This window comes from Agromyces humi, assembly GCF_009720255.1.
GTDB classification, from domain to species: domain Bacteria; phylum Actinomycetota; class Actinomycetes; order Actinomycetales; family Microbacteriaceae; genus Agromyces; species Agromyces humi.
In genome coordinates, this window is sequence record NZ_WJSP02000015.1 from 1 (window position 1) to 13869 (window position 13869).

Below are 13869 nucleotides of genomic sequence, written 5' to 3' on the forward strand. Positions count from 1 at the left end.
TCGGCGGTCGGCCCGGCCACGCCCGACTCGCCGCCGTTGCGGCCTGAGAAGACGTAGGACACCGTCGCCGTGGACACGCCCGCGAGCTCGGCGACCATGCGCAGGGTCGGGCGCCGCCTGGGCGCCGCGTGCCGTTCCTCGTGCTCGTTCGCCTGCGTCACCCGCGTCATCCCTTCGTCCCGGAGAACGCGATGCCCTGGATGAACTGCTTCTGCAGGACCATGAACGTGATCAGCATCGGCAACGTCGCGAGCAGCGCGCCGGCCATGAGCACAGGGTAATCAGTGCCGTGCAGGCCGACGAGTTGCGACAGGCCCACCGAGAGCGGCATCTTCTCGGGGTCGGTCGTGACCACGAGCGGCCACAGCAGGTCGTTCCACGACCACAGCACCGTGAACACCGTGAGCGCGATGATGCCCGGCTTGGCGAGCGGCACCATGATGCGCCAGAAGGTCTGCCACGGGTTGGCTCCGTCGATGCGCGCGGCCTCCTCGAGCTCGGCCGGCATCGACATGAAGAACTGCCGCATCAGGAACGTGCCGAACGCGCTGAAGATGCCGGGCACGATGAGCGCCTGCAGGGTGTTCAGCCAGCCGAGCGACTGGATGATCTCGTACTGCGGCAGCAGGTACAGCTGCGACGGCACCATGAGCACCGAGAGGAACACGACGAACACGACGTTGCGCCCGCGGAACGGGATGCGCGCGAACGCGTAGCCCGCCATGGTGCAGAGCACGACCTGGCCGACGGTGCGCCCGATGGTGAGCACCACCGAGTTCAGGAACATCTGCCCGAACGGCATCGAGTCGAAGACCTCGGCGAAGTTCGTGAACACCCACGGGTCGGGGATGATCACGGGCGGCACCTGCACCGAGTCCTGGAACGTCTTGAACGCGGTGAGGGTCTGCCAGACGAACGGGAACACCATCACCACGGCGCCGGCGGCGAGCAGCAGGTGCACGATCCAGTGGCCGCGGTTGCGGCGCCCGGTGCGGGCAGCGGATGCCTCGAGCCGGCGTGCGCCCGCGGCATCCGAGCCGGTCATGGCCCTGGTGTCGAGCGAGAGGTCACTCATAGTGCACCCACTTCTTCTGCAGCCGGAACTGCACGACGGTCAGCACGAGGATGATCAGCAGCAGCAGGAACGCGATCGCGGCCGCGTAGCCGCGTTGGTTGTCGAGGAAGCCGGCCTCGTAGAAGAGGTAGACGATCGTGCGGGTGTTCGGCATCGCGGGGTTGTTGCGGCCCAGCATCATGTAGACGAGGTCGAAGACCTGCAGCGCGCCGATCACGCCGATGACGCTCACGAAGAAGATGCTCGGCGACAGCATCGGGATCGTGATCGAGAAGAACTTGCGGATCGGGCCCGCGCCGTCGAGGTCGGCCGCCTCCATGAGCGTGTCGGGGATGCCCTGCAGCCCGGCGAGGAAGATCACGATGCTCGTGCCGAGTCCGGCCCAGATGCCGACGACGGCGATGGCGACGAGCGCGGTGCCCGGGTCGGTGAGCCAACTGCGGCCCTCGATGCCGACGACGCCGAGCACCTCGTTGAGGACGCCGTAGTCGCCGTTGTAGATCATGCGCCACACGAGCGCGATCGCGGCCGGCATGGTCACGACCGGGATGAAGTAGAGGGTGCGGTACACGCCGCGCCCACGGAGCCCGGTGGTGTTGAGCAGCGCGGCGATGGCCACGGCGATCGGGATGCCGACGAGCGTGATGAGCGTGTAGACCGCGGTGTTGCGGAGCGCTCCGAGGAGCTCGGGGTCCTGCAGCAGGGCGACGTAGTTGTCGAAGCCGACGAACGTGGTGCCGCCGAACGGGCCCGACTCGGTGAACGAGAGGATGAGCGTGCGCACGGTGGGCCAGAGGTAGAACGCCAGGAGCCCGACGGCGGTGGGCCCGATGAAGAGCAGGGCCCACCAACCCGACTGGCGGGGGCCGCGGCCGGTGCGACCGGGACCGTCGCCCCGTCGGCGGGGGCGGGGGGCGGCGTCTCCCGGCCGCCCCCCGTCCAGCTCGGCGATCGGCGCCGCGGTGCGCTGCGCGATCAGGTCGGTCATGGTGCTACTCCGACTCCGCGTCGAGGGCGGCCTGCATCTCGTCGGCGAGCTGCGCGAGGCCGTCCTCGGGCGTCAGCGTGCCCGCCCAGACCTGCGAGAGGATCTCGCTCTCGATCGCGTTCCACGCGGCCGTGTTCTTCGACACCGGGTAGGGCACGGCCGTCTCGAGCGCGTCGATGTACACCTGCAGGTCGTACTGCGGCAGCGCGTCGACCCAGGCCTGCTGGGTGCCGTTGAACGCGGGGATCACGGTGCCGGTCTCGGCTTGGATCTTCGCAGCCTGCTCACCGCTCGCGAACGCGGCGAACTCCTTGGCGATCTCGAGCTCGTCGCTCTTCGCGTTGGCGACGTTGCCGATGCCGTGGATGACGCTCTGGTTGCCCTCGGGCCCGGCGGCGAGCGGCGCGACGTTCACCTTCTCGGCGATGTCGGGGTTCTCCGCGTAGGCGACGGCCGCCCACGACCCGTTCTGGAACATGGCCGCCTTGCCCGAGAGGAAGAAGTCCTCGGCGCTCGTGTCGGTCATCTGCTGGGCGGTCGGCGACGAGCCGGCCTCGATGAGGTCGGTCCAGAGGGTGATGCCCTCGAGCGCCTCGGGGCTGCCGTACCCGGTCTCGGTGCCGTCGGCGCTGACGACCTCGCCGCCGGCCTGGGCGATCGAGTCGTAGTAGTTCTCCTGCCCGTACTGGGTGGCGGCGATGCCGTACACCCCGGCGGCCGGGTCGGTGAGCTTCGCGGCGGCGGCCTTCAGGTCGTCCCAGGTCCAGTCGGCGCTGGGGTACTCGACGCCGGCCGCGTCGAAGAGCTCGGTGTTGTACCAGAGCGCGACGGTGTCGAAGTCCTTCGGCGCCCCGTAGAGCGAGCCGTCGTAGGTGTAGAGGTCGATGAGGCCCTGCGGGTAGTCGGATGCCGCGATGCCCTCGTCGTCGAGGGGCGCGAGCACGCCGTTCGAGGCGTACAGCTGGAAGTTGGGGCCGTTCATCCAGAACACGTCTGGGCCGGCCCCGCCCGAGACCGCGGTCTGGAGCTTCGTGAAGTACTCCTTGTAGGGCGTGAGCTGGATGTCGATGGTGACGTTCGGGTGCTCCTCCGTGAACGCCGCGGCGATCTCCTCCATCGCCGGTTGCTGGTTCTGGTCCCAGATGGCGTAGTCGATCGTCACGTCGCCGCCGTCATCGCCGGCGGCGCTGCCGGACGCACAGGCGCTGAATGCGAGCAGGGCGGCGGCCGATGCGGCCAGGGCCGCGACGGTGCGGCCCGGTCTGGTGGATCGGAGCATGCGTTTCTCCTTCGAAGTTGCTGTCGGGGGTCTGCGGGCGCCTGCGGCACCGTGCGGAGGAACGATCTGTTAATCGTTTAGCACGAGAAGATAACCCGCCCTCGACGTGTCGCGCAAGCGCCGGACACGCCGGATTTCCAGGCGCGCCGGTCAGCGGTTGCGATCATCCCGCGTGATCGATATGGTTCTCAGATCGGCGGAATCGAATCGATTCGACCCCGTCGCCGAGCCGCCCACGACGAAGCAGAGCAGATGACCGGAACCCCGCGTGAGAGCGTGACCACCGACCGCACGCGGCGCGAACTGGTCGCGTGGCGCAATGCGATCTTCACGATCTTCTTCCTCTCGGGGCTCAGCCTCGCCAGCTGGGTGGCCCGCCTCCCGGCGATCCGCGACGAGGTCGGACTCAGCACCCAGGGGGTCGGGCTCGTCATCCTGTCGGGCTCGGTCGCCTCGATCCTCGGCCTCGTCGCCGCACCGTGGCTCATGGCCCGGTTCGGCACGCGACTCGGCATGGCCGGCGTGCTCACCATCGTGGCGGTCGGCCTGGTCTTCGTCGGCGTCGGGGGCTCGCTCCTGCCCTCGGTGACGCTCATCGTCATCGGCCTCGCGCTGTTCGGGTTCGGCAACGGCACCGTCGACGTGATGATGAACGTCGAGGGCGCCGAGGCCGAACGGGAGCTCGGCAAGACGCTCATGCCGCTCATGCACGCGTTCTTCAGCTTCGGCACCGTCGCCGGCGCCGGTGCCGCCGCCGCGGCATCCGCCCTCGGCATCCCGGTCGTCTTCCACCTCGGGGTCATGGCCGTGCTCGTCACCGTGACGGTGCTCATCGCCGTGCGGTTCGTGCCCGTGCGCGAGGAGCTCGGCGACGACCCGCACACCGATGCGCCGCGCGTGCCGTGGACGCAGCGGCTGCGCGACAGCCTCGCCGTGTGGGCCGACCCGCGGCTGCTGCTCATCGGCGTGGTCGTGCTCGGCATGTCCTTCGCCGAGGGCAGCGCCAACGACTGGCTCGCCCTCGCCGTCGTCGACGGGCACGGCTACGACGCCACCATCGGCGCCGCCGTCTTCGCCGTCTTCACCATCGCCATGACCGGCGCCCGCGTGCTCGGCGGCCCCGTGATCGACCGCTTCGGCCGCGTGCGGATGCTGCAGGTGCTCGCCGTCGTCGGCGTGATCGGCCTGAGCCTCTTCATCTTCGGCACCGAGCCGTGGATGCTCATCGTCGGCACGGTGCTCTGGGGCATCGGCGCTGCGCTCGGATTCCCCGTCGGCATGTCGGCCGCGGCCGACGTCACCGACCGCCGGCTCGCCGCCTCGCGGGTGAGCGCCGTCGCCATCATCGGCTACTGCGCGTTCCTCGCCGGCCCGCCGCTGCTCGGCTTCCTCGGCGAGCACTACGGCCTCCTCAACGCACTGCTCGTCATCCTCGTGCTCATGCTGATGGCGGGCCTCGCCGCACCTGCCGCCCGCGAGCAGACCGGTCCGCGAGCGCGGCCCAAGGCGTCCGCGGCGCCGTAGCGCAGGGCCCGACGGTGGGCAAGGCCTCTCACGCGAGGCGTGCCGGCCGCGAGAATGCCGCCATGGATGCCGACGACCTGCTCGAAGACCGCCCCGCCGTCCAACACACCCGGCCGCCGGGCGTCGACGACGCCACCGTCGAGGCGCTCGGCAAGCTCTCCGAGGCGCTCGAGACGATCGAGGACGCCCGCGGATCGCTGTACCGGTTCCACCGCCTAACCGGCAAGGCCGATCTCGCGATCGGGGAGGCGGCCGAGCTCTTCCGCGCCGCGGGCCACGACCACGTCGCCGAGCGCCTCGAGCGGGACGTCATGGGTCGGAACGTGCTCGAGGGCCGCTGGACGTTCCAGGTCGTCGAGGAGTACGACGACGGCTACTACGCCGAGGTGCGCGGGGCCGAGCGCGCCGCCAGGGACGAGCTGGTCGGCGGACGCCGGCATCTCTTCGAGGCCGAGATGAAGGAGGACCGCCGCTCGCACGGACGTCGGCATCACGAGGCGCGGCCGCCCGAGGCATCCGCCGGCGCCTGACGCGTACACTCGACGGGTGCGTCTCGTCATCGCCCGCTGCTCCGTCGACTACGCGGGGCGCCTCTCCGCCCACCTGCCGCTCGCGACGCGGCTGCTCATGGTCAAGGGCGACGGCAGCCTGCTCGTGCACTCCGACGGCGGCAGCTACAAGCCCCTCAACTGGATGAGCCCGCCCTGCACGCTCGAGTCGCTCGAGCCCGACGACGACCAGGCAGCCGCGGGGGTCATCGAGCTGTGGAAGGTCACCCACAAGAAGACCGCCGACCAGCTGGTCGTGTCGATCCACGAGGTGCTGCACGACTCCGCGCACGAGCTCGGCATCGATCCCGGCCTCCAGAAGGACGGCGTCGAGGCGCACCTGCAGCAGCTCCTCGCCGAGCAGATCGAGCTGCTCGGCGACGGGCACCGGCTCGTGCGTCGGGAGTACATGACGGCCATCGGCCCGGTCGACATCCTGGCGACGGATGCCTCGGGCGCCTCGGTCGCGGTCGAGCTCAAGCGGCGCGGCGACATCGACGGCGTCGAGCAGCTCACCCGGTACCTCGAGTTGATGAACCGCGATCCCCGACTCGCGCCCGTCACCGGCATCTTCGCCGCGCAGGAGATCAAGCCGCAGGCGCGCACCCTCGCGGAAGACCGCGGCATCCGCTGCGTCGTGCTCGACTACGACGCGATGCGGGGCATCGAGAGCGGCCACGCCCGCCTGTTCTGAACCGGCGCGGCGGCGCGCGAGCCCGGCGCGAACCCCGGCCCGAGCCGCCGCGCGAGCGCCGCGCAAGCCCCTTGTCGCTCCTTCTGGGGGGTGCGACGGTTCTCTTCCTGAGAAACTCTCAGACACCCTCGACATAGGATGACACGGTGACTTCCACGATGCCCATCCAGACCATTGCGCCCACGCGCACCTGGTCGGCCGTGCTGTTCGACCTCGACGGCACGATCGTCGACTCGGCCTCCGACATCACGGCGTCGCTCGCCCACATGTTCACCCAGCTCGGCGTCGACGTGCCGTCCGATGAGGTGCTCCGCTCCTACGTCGGCCCGCCCCTGCTCGACAGCCTGCGGCTGACGGCCGGCTTCGACGACGCCGAGGCGTGGGAGGCGCTCAACGTGTACCGCGAGCACTACGCGCACCGCGTGCTCTGCTCCCCCGTGTTCCCCGGCGTCGCCGGCGTGCTCGAGCGGCTCCACGCCGCGGGCGTGCCGGTCGCGCTCGCCACCTCGAAGCCCGAGTCGATGGCCCGCAAGGTGCTCGACCACGCCGGCCTCAGCCAGTACTTCACCGAGATCACCGGCGCGAGCGACGACGAGGAGCTCAGCACCAAGGCCGAGGTCGTGCGCGAGGCGCTCCGCCGCCTCGAGTCGCAGGGCGTCGACCTCTCGAACCCCGTCATGGTCGGCGACCGCGGCTACGACACCCTCGGCGCTGCCGCGAACGGCGTGCCGACGATCATGGTCGAGTGGGGCTACGGCTCCCCCGCCGAGGCGGGCGACGCCATGGCGGTCGTGCACTCGGCCGACCAGCTCCGGTCGCTGCTGCTCGGCTGAGGCTCTGCGGGCCCCCCGCGGTCCCAGCCTCGGGCCTTCGGATCAGGAGCCGCCCGCGGCCTTCGGCACCACGTCGACGGTGAACGTCACGCTGTCGCCGGTCTCGCCGTTGTCGAGCGTCACGCCAGTCTCGCCGACCGCCGTCGCCGTGAGGCCCGGGTTGAACTGCGCGCTGCCGTCATCGCGCCCGGGCACGAACTCGACCACGTCGGGATCGTCGATCTCGGCCGTCCACGCGGCATACGTGTCGTCGTCGCCGGTGAGGTCGATCGTGCCGCCTTCGGTCACCTCGACCGTCGTGCCGTCCACCTCGCCGAGGTCGACGATCACGGGCGGCAGCGCCGATGACCCTCCGGTGCCACCCGACGAGCAGCCGGCGAGCGCGAGCGCGCCGACGGCGATCGAGATCAGCAGCATCGCGGATGCCGCGGGCCGCCGCCCTGCGTCTCGAACCAGGATTCCGCCCATCCGAACCACCCCCGCGACCGATCGTACGCCGCGACCGGCCGAGCGGCTGGGAGTCGCGACCGGCGGACGGGGGGATGCCGGGGGCACGCGCCACGCGGCATCCGCCCGGTTACTGGATGAACCGCTGCACGAATGCCAGCGCCTCGTCTGCGACCTCGCGCCACCCCGAGTCGATGGTGAGCGAGTGCCCGCGGTTGGGGATCGTGATCTCCTCGGTCGTGCCCGGGTTCTTCGACTGGATCCTGTAGCTCGCGTCGGTGATGGCCGGCGGCACCGTGTGGTCCTGCTCGCCCCCGATGATGAGCATCGGGCCGCGCTCGGGATTCTTCGAGTCGACCGTGGTCTCGCCGCCGAACGGATTGAAGTTCGCGAACGCGGCCTGGAAGAGCGGAGCGCCGGCGGCAGGCACGTGCAGGGTCTCGTAGAGACGCCTCGCCTCGGACTCATCGAGGGCGTTCGCCCAGCCGTACTGGAACTGCTCGAACGTGAGCGCCACCCCTCGCTTGGCGTTCGCGGGATTCGAGAGCACGGGTGCCGCGGACTTGAGGGCGGACGCGGGCAGCGGCAGCACGCCCTTGAACGGCGCGTTGTCGATCGAGACCGTCGCGGCGGCGACGCCCTCGCCGGCGATCTTCTGGGCGATGAGGCCGCCGAACGAGTGCCCGATCACGACGGGCGCCTGGTCGAGCGCCGCGATGGCCTCGAGATAGTGGTCGGTGACCTGCTGCACCATCTTCTTCGCGAAGGCCTCGGGGTGCTCGCGCGCCTCCGCCACCGTGGCCGGGTCGTCGGGCCAGCCGGGCGCGAGCGTGATGAACCCGTTGTCCTCGAAGAAGTCGCGCCACGGCTGCCAGCTGCTCGAGAGCAGCCAGAGTCCGTGCACGAACACGACCGGCGTCAGGTCGGACGCGTTCGCGCGCGCGATCTCCTCACGCTCCCAGTCGGCGAGGGTGGAACCGGTGGACTCGCTCATGTGTTCCTCTCCGGAACCCGCCCCGTGCGCGGTCCCGGCTCAGGGTATGCCCGTCTCTCCGGCCCGGCCACCCCTCGGCCGCACTCTGTAACGGTTCGTTCACAATCGCCCCGGTCACAGAACACGGCCGGCGGATGAATCGTGCGCGGCACGCAACGGACTTGCGTCTCTCTCCACAGATTGCGGAAAGGACTTCCATAGATGCCGCCTGGCAAGGGAGGATGCCGTCTACGTCCGTCTACCAGGCGGGCGTCGTTCGTGCGCCGCGGTCATCCCCCGGCGCATTTGGAGGGAGAAGCATGTTTGGAAACACCACTCGCGCGCGCAGGCGCGTGGTGGCGACGATTCCCGTGCTCGCGCTCGCGGCCGCCGGCTTGGCGACCATGGGCGCGACGGGGGCATCGGCAGCGCCATCGCACGTCTCCGCGCCGGTGATCAGCGACGACGAGTACTACATGAACTACGTCGCGCCGAGAGCCGAAGCGGCGTTCGGCACCGACGATGAGGTCGTCGCCGGATCCGTCGCGAAGCGCACCGCGCCCGAGGTCGTCGCCGAGGCCGAGGCCATCGACGCGAAGTACTCGCAGGGCAACCCGGTGGCCGCGAAGGGACTCGCGCAGCTCGAGGCCCAGTCGGTCGATACCGGCAAGAGCCCCGGGCAGCTCAAGCGCGAGGGGCGTTCCGACAAGGGCAAGCACAAGAACAACCACAAGACGCCCGACTACAAGCAGGCCGAGGAGACGCAGGAGGCGAAGCTCCTCACGATCCTCGTCGAGTTCAACACGAACGCCAACGACGACTTCACGGGCGTGCAGGTGCCGACCGAGTTCGGCTCGACCGAGTGCAAGCCCGGCGAGGTGCAGAACGGGCCGCTGCACAACAACATCCCGAACCCGGCCGACTACGAGCTCGAGGACAACAACTCGATGTGGGTCTCCGACTTCTCGTCGGAGCACTACAACACCATGCTCTTCACCGACAAGGGCATCACGGAGCGCGTGCGCAAGGACCTCCGCGGTCCCGACGGCAAGCCCGGCATCGACATCTCGGGCTACACGATGAAGAACATGTACGAGGAGATGTCGCACGGCGCCTACACCGTGCACGGCTCCGCGACCCCCTGGGTCACGGTGCCCCACTCCGAGGCGTACTACGGTGCGAGCACCTGCTTCCTGAACGACGAGGGCGTCTACGAGGCCGGCGCGATCCAGGACATGCAGGGCCACCCCGACAACCCCATCGGCGCGGGCCAGCTCCCGATCGACGCCGTGACGGCACTGGCGGCGGCGCAGCCCGACTTCCCGTGGGCCGACTACGACATCGAGGACCAGGGCGACCGCGACGGCGACGGCGACTACCTCGAGCCCGACGGCGTGATCGACCACGTCGTGCTCGTGCACGCCGGTGAGGACAAGTCCGGCGGCGGCGGCGCAGAGGGCACCTACGCCATCTGGGCACACTCCTCCGCTGTCGCGGGCGGCGCTGCCATCCCCGGCACCGACCTCAAGCTGTCGAACTACATCGTGCAGCCCGAGGACTCGGGCGTCGGCGTGTTCGCGCACGAGTACGGCCACGACCTCGGCCTGCCCGACCTCTACGACACCTCGAACCAGGGCGACTCCGACGTCGACTTCTGGGACCTGATGTCGTCCGGCTCGCACTCCGGACCGATCTTCCAGTCCATGCCGACCCACATGGGCCTCTGGGACAAGTGGGTGCTCGGCTGGGCCGAGCCGGTCGAGATGAACCCCGGTGAGGCCGCGAAGACCATCACCGTCGGTCAGAGCTCGCGCCCGATCAAGGGCACCGAGGACGGCGTCAAGATCAACCTGCCCGACAAGGTCATCACCATGGCCGAGCCGACCAGCGGCGAGAACATGTGGTACACCGGCTCCGACCAGGACTGGGGCGACATCCGCATCGTCCGCGACCTGGACGTGCCGGTCGACGCGAAGCTCTGGATGCAGAACAACTACGTGATCGAAGAGGACTGGGACTTCGGCTTCGTCGAGGTCTCGACCGACGGCGGCACCACGTGGAACGAGCTGAAGGTCCTCAACGAGGACGGCAGCGAGGCCACGACGCCCGACGGCTACGCCGACCCGAACGGCAACATGGCGACCTTCGGCTCCAGTGAAGGTGCGGCCAAGCAGTACGGCCTCACGGGTTCGTCCGACGGGTGGAAGCACCAGTACGTCGACCTCGCCGCCTACGCGGGCAGCACGGTCAGCCTCCGCCTCCGCCTCGCCACCGACGCCGCCTTCCAGGAGCGCGGCTGGTTCGCCGACGACTTCGACCTGCAGAGCGCGGGCACGACGGTCTGGTCCGACGACGTCGAGAACGGCGAGAACGGCTGGGAGAAGCAGGTCGAGACCTTCGCCGCGTCGACCGGTCCCGGCTGGCGCATCGACAGCGGCACCTCCACCAACGCCCAGTACTACCTGGTCGAGTGGCGCAACTTCGACGGCTTCGACGAGGGACTGAAGTACGGGTACGACACCGTGTACAGCGCCACCGCCGGTGCCTGGAAGGTCGACAAGATCAAGTACAACGCCCCCGGTGCGCTCGTCTGGTACCGCGACACGGGCTACGGCAGCACCAACCACGTCGAGGCCAACGAGACGGCGCTCCCGAGCGCCGGCGCCAAGGGCGGCCTGCTGATCGTCGACAGCCACTTCGACCCGCTGCGCCGCACCGGCGAGGCGGCCGAGATCGACCCGACGGCGACCGACAACATGCCCTCGCGTGCTCAGTCGTCGAACGCGGCGTTCGGCCTCACCAAGACGTACCCCTTCACGGAGTGCATCACGGGAGCCGAGCTCACCGACGAGTACTGCACCGACGTCAAGTCCCAGAAGCCGGTGAGCGTCTTCACCGACAACCAGGGCTGGGTGCCCGGCATCGAGATCCGCAACGGTGAGGACCTGTACTACCGCTACCGCAACGGTTCGGTCGTCGTGCCCTCGGTCGGCAACCAGCCGTACACCACGCGGGTCGTCGACGAGAACGGCACGCCGCTGCCCGAGTTCTACGGCGTCGAGATCATGCCCGGCATGACGCTCGGCACCGGCAACCCGGCCGATGCCGGTGTCGGCTACGGCACCGTCGTCGAGGTGAAGAAGGCGGGCAAGAACAACACGTCCGCCCAGATCAAGATCACCCCGCCCGCTGCGGGCTGATCCGATCGCACGACGGCGAGGCGTCGGCTCCTTCGGGAGTCGGCGCCTCGCCGCATTCCGGCGCCGGTGCACTGCCGACGAACCGATGTGCGCTCGTGGTTGCTTGGCAGACGACACTGCTCGTGCAAGGCTGGAGCGCATGACGCATTCGGGGGAACGTCGGGGCAAGGCCATCGCCACGGTCGTGGCGGTGGCCGCATTCGCGGGAGCGGGCGTGCTGCTCTCGAGCGCCGCCATCGCGGCGCCCGGCGACACGATCGGTCCGATCAACCCGGTCGCCCAGCCGCTCGGCAGCCACGCCGCGAACAGCGGATTCCTCGTGTTCGTCGAGGGCGACGTGGAGCTCAACGCCGACGAGGCGGAGGGAACGCTCGCGCTCGGTGGCGACCTCAGCTTCCAGACCTCGTACAACATCGCAGCGGGCGCGGTGCCGCCGGTCACGTTCATCGCCCCAGGCGACGACAGGCCGACCTACCTGTACGTCGGCGGCGGCGTCGACTTCCCGGCCTCTGGCGTCATCCTCAAGGTGCTCAACAACGGGTTCGCGAAGATCGCCGACACGACGACCTACGACGCGTTCTCGGTCGATCAGAACAACGTCGCCGGGCCCTGGCACGTCGTGCCTCCCGGCGGCGCGTACGAGACGCAGCCGCGCATCGAGGGCACCATCACCCAGACGCCGACCTCGATCGAAGCACCGGTGCCCGGCGACCTCATCGACATCGCCGGGGCGTACTCGCTCTACCGCGATACCACGGCAGCACTCAACCGGTGCGCCCCGACGATCGAGTTCGCCAACCGCGACGACGGCGCGCCGCTGACTCCGCCCTACGCCGACGGCACCAACGCGAAGCTGACGCTCGTCGACGGCGAGACGAACGTCGTCACCGTCGCGGCATCCGACCTCGAAGCCATGTCCGAGATCTTCTTCCCGCTGGTGCCCACGCTCGACACGCCGCTGCTCGTCAACGTCACCGGCGACACGTTCAGCGGGCAGATCCCGAACCTGTCCAATCTCACGTCGGGCAGCGCCCCGTTCGTGCTCTGGAACTTCCCCGACGCGACATCGGTGACGGTGACCGGCGGCGCGACCCTCGAGGGCAGCATCTACGCCCCCAACGCCGATCTCAACTGGCAGGTCACCCAGAACATCGAGGGCAACGTGATCGCGAAGTCCTTCATCCACGGTCTCCCCGCCGCACCGACGCCCGGTACGCCGCGCGAGGTGCACAACTTCCCGTTCCTGGCCGAGCTCACGTGCGTGGAGGGCGGCGTACCGACGACGCCGCCCGTCACGACCACGCCACCGGTGACGCCCACCGTGGAGCCGACGCCGACCGCGGACCCGACCCCGACCGCGGACCCGACCCCGACGGTGGATCCGACGCCGACCGATCCGGCGACGGTCGTGCCCGTGCCGCCGAATGGCGATGCCCTGCCCTCGACCGGCGTCGCGTCGGCGGCCCCGCTCATCGGAGCGGCCGCCCTCGCTGCCGTCGGGGCTGCCGCGATCGCGATCGGGTACCGCCGCCGCCGAGCGTGACGGTCCGCGCGAGCGAGGCCGTCGGTCAGGCCGACGGCACCAGCCCGTCGAGCAGCCGCTCGAGGCCCCACACGAACTGGTCGGTGGAGTTGTGCTGGGCCGCCACGTGGGCGGTGCGGGAGCTGAGGGGGAACGTGGCGAGGTCGGTCCAGAGCGCCGTGCCCGAGGCATCCGGGAACAGGCCGTCGACCGGCGCGGCGGCCTCGGGGTCGGCGTCCTGGTCGGCCGACTCGAGGGCGATCGATCCGAGCGCGTAGACCTGCAGCGCGTATGCGGCCCGCGCGGCCTCGTCGAGGCCCAGGCCGGCAGCGGTGAACGACTCCAGGAGCGTCTCGTTCAGTCGCATGGCGTTGGGTCCATCGAGCGGGCCGCTCATGATGAGGCCGAGTGCGCCGGCGTGCGCGGTGAGGAGCTCGCGGAGGCGGAGCGCGAGGGCCACGATCCGCCGGCGGATGGCCGCGGCATCCGGTGCCTCGACGGCGTCGGACCCACCGGGCTCACGCAGGTCGAGTCGCGCGAGCAGGTGCTCGATCATGCCTCGCAACAGGGCGTTCTTGCTGGAGTAATAGGTATAGAGTGCGGTCGGCGTGATGCCGAGCGAGCCGGCGACGCCTCGCACGGAGACGGCGGCGAAGCCCTTCGTCTCGAGCAGGTCAAAGGCGGCGTCGAGGATCTCGGCGTGGGTGAAGCTGCGGCGGGGCCCGGGTCTCATGCGAATGCGATCTGGTGATTCATCTCCACACACCGTACAGTGATGTATCGCCG

At 69.8% G+C, this 13869-nt stretch carries 12 protein-coding genes; 6 read left to right on the forward strand and 6 right to left on the reverse strand.

Annotated elements, in window-relative coordinates; all coding sequences use genetic code 11:
• Positions 1-166 precede the first annotated feature (166 nt).
• The 3 genes from GH736_RS03140 to GH736_RS03150 are packed head-to-tail and all read right to left on the reverse strand — an operon-like array spanning position 167 to position 3342.
• Positions 167-1075: a carbohydrate ABC transporter permease gene (locus tag GH736_RS03140; RefSeq protein WP_159600185.1), complete on the reverse strand. Its 909-nt coding sequence runs from the start codon at positions 1073-1075 to the stop codon at positions 167-169.
• Positions 1068-2063, reverse strand: a complete 996-nt coding sequence (locus tag GH736_RS03145) for a carbohydrate ABC transporter permease (RefSeq protein ID WP_159600187.1) — start codon at positions 2061-2063, stop codon at positions 1068-1070. The genes GH736_RS03140 and GH736_RS03145 overlap by 8 nt, the downstream gene beginning before the upstream one ends.
• A 4-nt stretch (positions 2064-2067) precedes the next feature.
• Positions 2068-3342 (reverse strand): ABC transporter substrate-binding protein, encoded by a 1275-nt coding sequence (locus tag GH736_RS03150; RefSeq protein ID WP_159600189.1) that lies wholly within the window; start codon positions 3340-3342, stop codon positions 2068-2070.
• 252 nt (positions 3343-3594) lie between these two features.
• On the opposite strand from GH736_RS03150, the gene GH736_RS03155 reads away from it, so the two are divergent.
• The 4 genes from GH736_RS03155 to GH736_RS03170 all read left to right on the forward strand — a co-directional run bounded on the left by GH736_RS03155 (position 3595) and on the right by GH736_RS03170 (position 6941).
• The gene (locus GH736_RS03155) at positions 3595-4866 is read left to right on the forward strand and encodes an MFS transporter (protein ID WP_159600191.1); all 1272 of its coding nucleotides are present in this window, start codon (positions 3595-3597) and stop codon (positions 4864-4866) included.
• Between the two features lie 62 nt (positions 4867-4928).
• Positions 4929-5396 (forward strand): hypothetical protein, encoded by a 468-nt coding sequence (locus tag GH736_RS03160; RefSeq protein ID WP_159600193.1) that lies wholly within the window; start codon positions 4929-4931, stop codon positions 5394-5396.
• A 16-nt stretch (positions 5397-5412) separates the two neighbouring features.
• Positions 5413-6108 carry an endonuclease NucS gene (nucS, locus tag GH736_RS03165; RefSeq protein WP_159600195.1) on the forward strand — a complete coding sequence of 232 codons (696 nt, stop codon included), beginning with the start codon at positions 5413-5415 and terminating at the stop codon, positions 6106-6108.
• Between the two features lie 146 nt (positions 6109-6254).
• Positions 6255-6941 carry an HAD hydrolase-like protein gene (locus GH736_RS03170; RefSeq protein ID WP_328596785.1) on the forward strand — a complete coding sequence of 229 codons (687 nt, stop codon included), beginning with the start codon at positions 6255-6257 and terminating at the stop codon, positions 6939-6941.
• Positions 6942-6983: 42 nt separating this feature from the next.
• On the opposite strand, the gene GH736_RS03175 is transcribed toward GH736_RS03170, so the two are convergent.
• Together GH736_RS03175 and GH736_RS03180 are read right to left on the reverse strand one after the other, a co-directional pair.
• The gene (locus tag GH736_RS03175) at positions 6984-7409 is read right to left on the reverse strand and encodes a hypothetical protein (protein ID WP_159600197.1); all 426 of its coding nucleotides are present in this window, start codon (positions 7407-7409) and stop codon (positions 6984-6986) included.
• Between the two features lie 109 nt (positions 7410-7518).
• On the reverse strand, positions 7519-8382 hold the full coding sequence (locus tag GH736_RS03180; RefSeq protein WP_159600199.1) for an alpha/beta hydrolase: 864 nt from the start codon (positions 8380-8382) through the stop codon (positions 7519-7521).
• Between the two features lie 335 nt (positions 8383-8717).
• On the opposite strand from GH736_RS03180, the gene GH736_RS03185 reads away from it, so the two are divergent.
• Complete coding sequence (locus tag GH736_RS03185; protein WP_235933813.1) at positions 8718-11561, forward strand: immune inhibitor A domain-containing protein; 2844 nt, start codon at positions 8718-8720, stop codon at positions 11559-11561.
• A gap of 139 nt (positions 11562-11700) precedes the next feature.
• The gene (locus GH736_RS03190) at positions 11701-13104 is read left to right on the forward strand and encodes a choice-of-anchor A family protein (RefSeq protein WP_159600203.1); all 1404 of its coding nucleotides are present in this window, start codon (positions 11701-11703) and stop codon (positions 13102-13104) included.
• Between the two features lie 25 nt (positions 13105-13129).
• Here GH736_RS03190 and GH736_RS03195 read toward each other — a convergent pair whose 3' ends face one another.
• Positions 13130-13816 carry a TetR/AcrR family transcriptional regulator gene (locus GH736_RS03195; protein ID WP_159600205.1) on the reverse strand — a complete coding sequence of 229 codons (687 nt, stop codon included), beginning with the start codon at positions 13814-13816 and terminating at the stop codon, positions 13130-13132.
• Positions 13817-13869: the final 53 nt, after the last annotated feature.

Bases quoted from the DNA above. Each gene is read 5' to 3' on its own strand.
- GH736_RS03140 (WP_159600185.1), bottom strand. From the start codon at position 1,075: ATGAGTGACCTCTCGCTCGACACCAGGGCCATGACCGGCTCGGATGCC.
- GH736_RS03160 (WP_159600193.1), top strand. From the start codon at position 4,929: ATGGATGCCGACGACCTGCTCGAAGACCGCCCCGCCGTCCAACACACC.
- GH736_RS03195 (WP_159600205.1), bottom strand. From the start codon at position 13,816: ATGAGACCCGGGCCCCGCCGCAGCTTCACCCACGCCGAGATCCTCGAC.
- GH736_RS03145 (WP_159600187.1), bottom strand. From the start codon at position 2,063: ATGACCGACCTGATCGCGCAGCGCACCGCGGCGCCGATCGCCGAGCTG.
- GH736_RS03150 (WP_159600189.1), bottom strand. From the start codon at position 3,342: ATGCTCCGATCCACCAGACCGGGCCGCACCGTCGCGGCCCTGGCCGCA.
- GH736_RS03155 (WP_159600191.1), top strand. From the start codon at position 3,595: ATGACCGGAACCCCGCGTGAGAGCGTGACCACCGACCGCACGCGGCGC.
- GH736_RS03175 (WP_159600197.1), bottom strand. From the start codon at position 7,409: ATGGGCGGAATCCTGGTTCGAGACGCAGGGCGGCGGCCCGCGGCATCC.
- GH736_RS03190 (WP_159600203.1), top strand. From the start codon at position 11,701: ATGACGCATTCGGGGGAACGTCGGGGCAAGGCCATCGCCACGGTCGTG.
- GH736_RS03180 (WP_159600199.1), bottom strand. From the start codon at position 8,382: ATGAGCGAGTCCACCGGTTCCACCCTCGCCGACTGGGAGCGTGAGGAG.